Origin of the sequence: Streptomyces sp. NPDC059002 (assembly GCF_042740435.1) — a bacterium.
Classification (GTDB): Bacteria; Actinomycetota; Actinomycetes; order Streptomycetales; family Streptomycetaceae; genus Streptomyces.
Window position 1 is genome coordinate 119875 of sequence record NZ_JBHYJI010000025.1, and the last position, 5033, is coordinate 124907.

General features: G+C 73.5%; 5 protein-coding genes, 1 tRNA gene and 1 other RNA gene. 3 read left to right on the plus strand and 4 right to left on the minus strand.

The window, feature by feature from the left end; all coding sequences use genetic code 11:
* Positions 1-157 precede the first annotated feature (157 nt).
* The gene (locus ACFWZ2_RS23110; protein ID WP_384548501.1) at positions 158-802 is read left to right on the plus strand and encodes a GNAT family N-acetyltransferase; all 645 of its coding nucleotides are present in this window, start codon (positions 158-160) and stop codon (positions 800-802) included.
* 114 nt (positions 803-916) lie between these two features.
* Here ACFWZ2_RS23110 and ACFWZ2_RS23115 read toward each other — a convergent pair whose 3' ends face one another.
* From ACFWZ2_RS23115 to ACFWZ2_RS23130, 4 genes are all read right to left on the minus strand, one after another.
* On the minus strand, positions 917-1636 hold the full coding sequence (locus tag ACFWZ2_RS23115) for a sensor domain-containing protein (protein WP_384548503.1): 720 nt from the start codon (positions 1634-1636) through the stop codon (positions 917-919).
* Between the two features lie 162 nt (positions 1637-1798).
* Positions 1799-2545 (minus strand): ankyrin repeat domain-containing protein, encoded by a 747-nt coding sequence (locus ACFWZ2_RS23120; protein WP_384548505.1) that lies wholly within the window; start codon positions 2543-2545, stop codon positions 1799-1801.
* A 33-nt stretch (positions 2546-2578) separates the two neighbouring features.
* On the minus strand, positions 2579-3226 hold the full coding sequence (locus tag ACFWZ2_RS23125; RefSeq protein ID WP_384548507.1) for a hypothetical protein: 648 nt from the start codon (positions 3224-3226) through the stop codon (positions 2579-2581).
* Positions 3227-3377: 151 nt separating this feature from the next.
* Positions 3378-3462, minus strand: a tRNA-Ser gene (locus tag ACFWZ2_RS23130).
* A 131-nt stretch (positions 3463-3593) separates the two neighbouring features.
* Between ACFWZ2_RS23130 and ffs the strand changes: the two genes are divergently transcribed.
* Both ffs and ACFWZ2_RS23140 read left to right on the plus strand, forming a co-directional pair.
* Positions 3594-3692: signal recognition particle sRNA small type (gene ffs / locus ACFWZ2_RS23135), an RNA gene on the plus strand.
* A gap of 42 nt (positions 3693-3734) precedes the next feature.
* Positions 3735-5033: DNA polymerase III subunit gamma and tau (locus tag ACFWZ2_RS23140; RefSeq protein WP_384548508.1), on the plus strand; the 1299-nt coding region annotated here is incomplete at its 3' end.

Consider the following 5033-nt stretch of genomic DNA (forward strand, 5'->3'; position numbering starts at 1 on the left):
GCGCCCCGGCGCCCTGCCGCCCTGCCGCCCTGCCGCCCTGCCGCCCCGCCGCCCCGGCGCCCCGGTGACCCCGGCGCCCCGCCGCCCCTGCGCCCCGCCGCCCCTGCGCTCTCCCGGTGACCCCGCCGCCCCGGCACCCCTGTGCTTCCATGCTCCGATGAGACGAGATCATTCCGCGGGCGCGCCCGATGCCCACCCCGCCCTCCGCATACGGGAACGGGACGAGGCCCGCGACCTGGACGCCTGCGTCGCCGCTCTCGCCGAGGTCCACGAAGCCGACGGCTACCCCGTCAACTGGCCCGCCCGCCCCGCCCATTGGCTGACCGGCGACGCCCCGCTCGGCGCCTGGGTGGCCGAGCTTGACGGGCGGGTCGTCGGGCACGTCAGGCTGTCCCGCGCCGCAGCGGGGGACGAGGCGCCCGGGCTGTGGAGCGAACGCGCGGGCGTGGCCGTCGCGTCGACCGCGGTCGTCTCCCGTCTCTTCGTCGCCCCGGGCGCACGCGGCCACGGCATCGGCGCGCTCCTGATGGCGCGGGTCGACCGGGAGGCGCGGGCCCGCGGCCTGCACCCGGTCCTCGACGTGGTCTCGTCCGACGCCCCCGCCGCCGCGCTCTACGAACGCCTGGGGTGGGAACTGCTGTCCGTCGTCGAGCAGGAGTGGGGGCCGGGGCGCCGGGTCGCTCTGCGGTGCTACGCGGCGCCGTTGGAGGGCGGTGCCGTGTCTTCGCGTACGGAGCCCACCTCCGAGGCTCCCGCCGAAGCCACCTCCCGCAGCGCCGCGAGCAGCCCCCGCAGCGACTGACCCGGGCGAAGCGCGAACTGCCGCGCCAGGACGTACGGATGACGGCGAAGGCCCCGTCCGTGGAGCCGGACGGGGCCGTGTGCCCTGGCAGGAGGTACGGAGAGGTGGCGCGGGTCAGCCGAGCAGCGAACGCACCGCCGCGCGCTCGACGTTGGTGAGGGCGCGGACCAGCTTCGGGGTGAGGAAGACGATCGCGGTTCCGACCAGACCGACCGCGATGACCTGCGCGGGCGAGGTGATGTAGTACTGGTGCCGCTCGCCGCCGGACGTGAAGTCGTAGAGGCGGTAGCCGGGCCAGCCGACGTAGCGGTGGAAGACCCAGGAGTACGTCGGGAAGAGCGCGACCACCCAGCCGGTGACGAGGAACGTCACCGAGAGCGTGAAGCTCAGGACGCGCCAGGGGAACATGACCAGCTGGAAGAGCAGCGCCCGCCAGCCCGCGGCGTCGGCGAGCCGCGCCCTGACCCCGGCCCACATGCCCGCGCCCTGCGGCACGTCGAGCGGGCCGGGGCCCGCGACGTCGAGCCCGAGCCCCGTGCGGGCCCGACGTCGCTCGGCGGCGCCGAGCCCCCGCGCCGCGGCGAGCGCCACGGCGATGACGGGCAGCCCGAGCAGGGTGACGAGCAGCCCCGCACCGAGCGAGACCGACGCCACGGCGAAGGTGAAACCGACGATCGCGACGGGCAGCGAGACCAGCACATGGCCGACCTCGCGGAACGTGGCCGCCGCGAACGGCGCCCGCCAGAAGCCGACATGCTCCCGCTGCGCGGCGGGTCCGGGCGCCTGGAGCGGCGCTGCGGCGGACGCGGAGTACGGCAGGGTGCTGGTGCTCATGGCGGGCCTCGAATCTTCGCGGTGGGGAGGGGACGAGCGGTGCTGTCCACCAGCTGAGAGGCGCTGTCCGTGCCCCTCACCTGCTGACGTCCTCAACATTCGCGGATCCGCGAGCCCTGCGGCATACGGTGATGTGGTGTCTTGGGGGTGGTGCTAACCCCCCTAGGGACGGGTCCGTGCGCCCCGCCCGCGCAGCCACGCGGCGACGTCGTCCGCCCCGGCGGCGACGGCGATGTCCAGGGGCGTCCGGTCGTCGTACCCGACCCGGTCGGGGTCGGCGCCCTGCCGGAGCAGGTACTGGGCGGTGGCCAACTGCCCGCCGTGGCAGGCGCCCCAGAAGGCGCTGGTGATGTCGTCGCGGTCCGGCCGCCCCGAACCGTCCTCCTCGGCGACGCGGCCTTCGACGAGCCCCTCCACGCGGTCGAGGAGACCGAGCGTCGCCGCGTCCTGCAGGGTCGTCCGTGCCCCGTGCTCCAGGAGTCGCCGCGCCGCCCGCCACTGGCCGAAGGCGCGCGCGTCGGCGAGTGGCGTGCCGCCCGCGACGACGGCGCCGTCCGCCTCGATGTCGGCACCGGCCGCGACGAGGGCGTCGAGCGCGGCCACGTCGTCGTTGCTCGCGGCCCAGTGCAGCGGTGTCTCGGTGTGCGCGCCGACGAACCGGGCGTCGGGGTCGGCACCGGCCGCGACGAGGGCGGCGATCACCTCGGGGCTCCTGGGGAAGTGCCCCGGCCAGTCCGTGGCGATGTGCAGCAGACTGCGCGTCCCCGCGGCCTCGCCGTCCTGCCTGATCGCGGCGGAGGCGAGCCAGGGCCGCGCGGCGAGCAGCGCGCGCAGGGCAGCGACGTCACCGCCGCGAATCGCCTCGGTCACCGCCACGGCCACCGGATCCCGTACGTCGAGAACTGCCATGCCCGACCTCCTGATCGACTTCCGGCAAGTCTGTCAGCGGCCACTGACAACGCGCGGCGGCGAGCCCGGCACCGGCACCCGGAACCGGCTCTTCTCAAGAAGGAGGGCGAAAACCATCGCCGCGACCACCGCGACGAGATGTTCGCGGCCCGCGAGATTGAGTTCGGCGAGGGAACCCATGACCGTCGGCACGACGGCGGCGAGAAAGAGCAGCGGGGCCCGCAGTGTCACCGCGGCGAAGGCGAAGAGCCCGACGATCGCCGCCGAGGCCCCCGTGTCCACCGCGTGCGCGGCATCGGCGGGCAGACCGAGCCGGTCGGGCCCGAGCGCGATCATCACGCGTGCCCCGAGGGTGCCTGCGAGCGTGGCGGCGTAGGCCACCACCAGCGTCCGTATTCGCCCGAAGGCCAGCTCGGCCAGCGCGAACGCCAGGAACAGCCGGGGCAGCCCGCCCCACACCGCCAGGTCCTGCGCGGGCACGAACACCGACACGGGTGTACGCAGCAGAGACACCGGCAGCGGCTGGTCGGCCCGCACCTCACTGACCACACGGAGCACGGACTCCCCGGTGGGCGTCTGCTGGTAGGCGTGCAGCCCGATCACGGCGACCGTGGCGAACAGCGCCAGCGAGAGCCCCAGCGGCCCGCGCCCGCGCAGCGTGCGGAAGGGCCCGGCGATCACCCCCCGCCACTCACGGACCAGAACATCGACCAGAGCCCGGCCACACCGGGCGGCCGCGTGTGACACCAGCTGTCCCATCTTCTTTCTCGGAGAACGCGGAAGGCCCCAACCGTGATCGGTTGGGGCCTTCGGCTGCCCTGACGGGCGGGTGCGGAGGATACGAGATTCGAACTCGTGAGGGGTTGCCCCCAACACGCTTTCCAAGCGTGCGCCCTAGGCCACTAGGCGAATCCTCCGCCGCAAACAATACAAGACGTTGGGGAGTGCTCGCGAACACGATCCCGAGGTCGCCGTCGTGATCGTCTCCGGAGCCGTCCCCGCCCGGGACCGGCGTCGCTTCCCGGTCGGGGGATCCGCTACTGTGGGGGCCAGCCCCTCACGTGGCGCTATCTGACTGAACTCCCCCAGGGCCGGAAGGCAGCAAGGGTAGGTCGGCTCTGGCGGGTGCGTGGGGGGCGCTTTGCGTTCGCGGTACGGGTTGTCAGTGGGCGCCTATAACCTCGTATGCGTGTCGTCTCTCGCGCTGTACCGCCGCTATCGCCCGGAGTCGTTCGCCGAGGTCATCGGGCAGGAGCATGTAACCGACCCGCTGCAGCAGGCGCTGCGCAACAACCGGGTCAATCACGCCTACCTGTTCAGTGGTCCCCGCGGCTGCGGCAAGACGACGAGCGCGCGCATCCTGGCCCGCTGTCTCAACTGTGAGCAAGGTCCCACTCCCACGCCCTGCGGCGAGTGCCAGTCCTGCCGCGACCTGGCGAGGAACGGGCCGGGTTCGATCGATGTCATCGAGATCGACGCCGCCTCGCACGGTGGCGTGGACGACGCCCGTGACCTGCGGGAAAAGGCCTTCTTCGGACCCGCGTCGAGCCGGTACAAGATCTACATCATCGACGAGGCCCACATGGTCACCTCGGCGGGCTTCAACGCCCTCCTGAAGGTGGTCGAGGAGCCCCCGGAGCACCTCAAGTTCATCTTCGCGACGACCGAGCCCGAGAAGGTCATCGGGACGATCCGCTCGCGCACGCACCACTACCCCTTCCGCCTCGTGCCCCCCGGCACGCTCAGGGACTACCTCTCCGAGGTCTGCGGGCACGAGGACATGGCCGTCGAGGACGGGGTGTTCCCGCTCGTCGTGCGGGCCGGTGCCGGTTCCGTGCGTGACTCGATGTCCGTCATGGACCAGCTGCTCGCCGGCGCGGGCGACGCGGGTGTGACGTATGCCATGGCGACGTCCCTCCTCGGGTACACCGACGGCTCGTTGCTCGACTCCGTGGTGGAGGCCTTCGCCTCCGGGGACGGTGCGGCGGCCTTCGAGGTCGTGGACCGCGTCATCGAGGGCGGCAACGACCCGCGGCGCTTCGTCGCCGACCTCCTGGAGCGGCTGCGCGACCTGGTGATCCTCGCGGCCGTGCCGGACGCCGCCGAGAAGGGGCTCATCGACGCCCCCGCCGACGTCGTGGAGCGGATGCAGGCGCAGGCCGGTGTCTTCGGAGGCGCCGAGCTCAGCCGCGCCGCCGACCTCGTGAACGAGGGCCTCACCGAAATGCGCGGCGCCACATCGCCGCGCCTCCAGCTGGAGCTGATCTGCGCGCGCGTGCTGCTTCCCGCGGCGTACGACGACGAGCGTTCCCTGATGGCCCGCCTCGACCGCCTGGAGCGCGGGGGGAACTTCGTCCCCGGCGGCCAGGGCGCCGCCCCCGCGATGGGGTACGTCCCCGGCCCCGAGGCCCACGCGGGCGTGCAGCAGCCCGGCGTCGCCATGCCCGCGGGCGGGCCCGCGCCGGTCCCCCAGGGGCCGCCGGTGCGG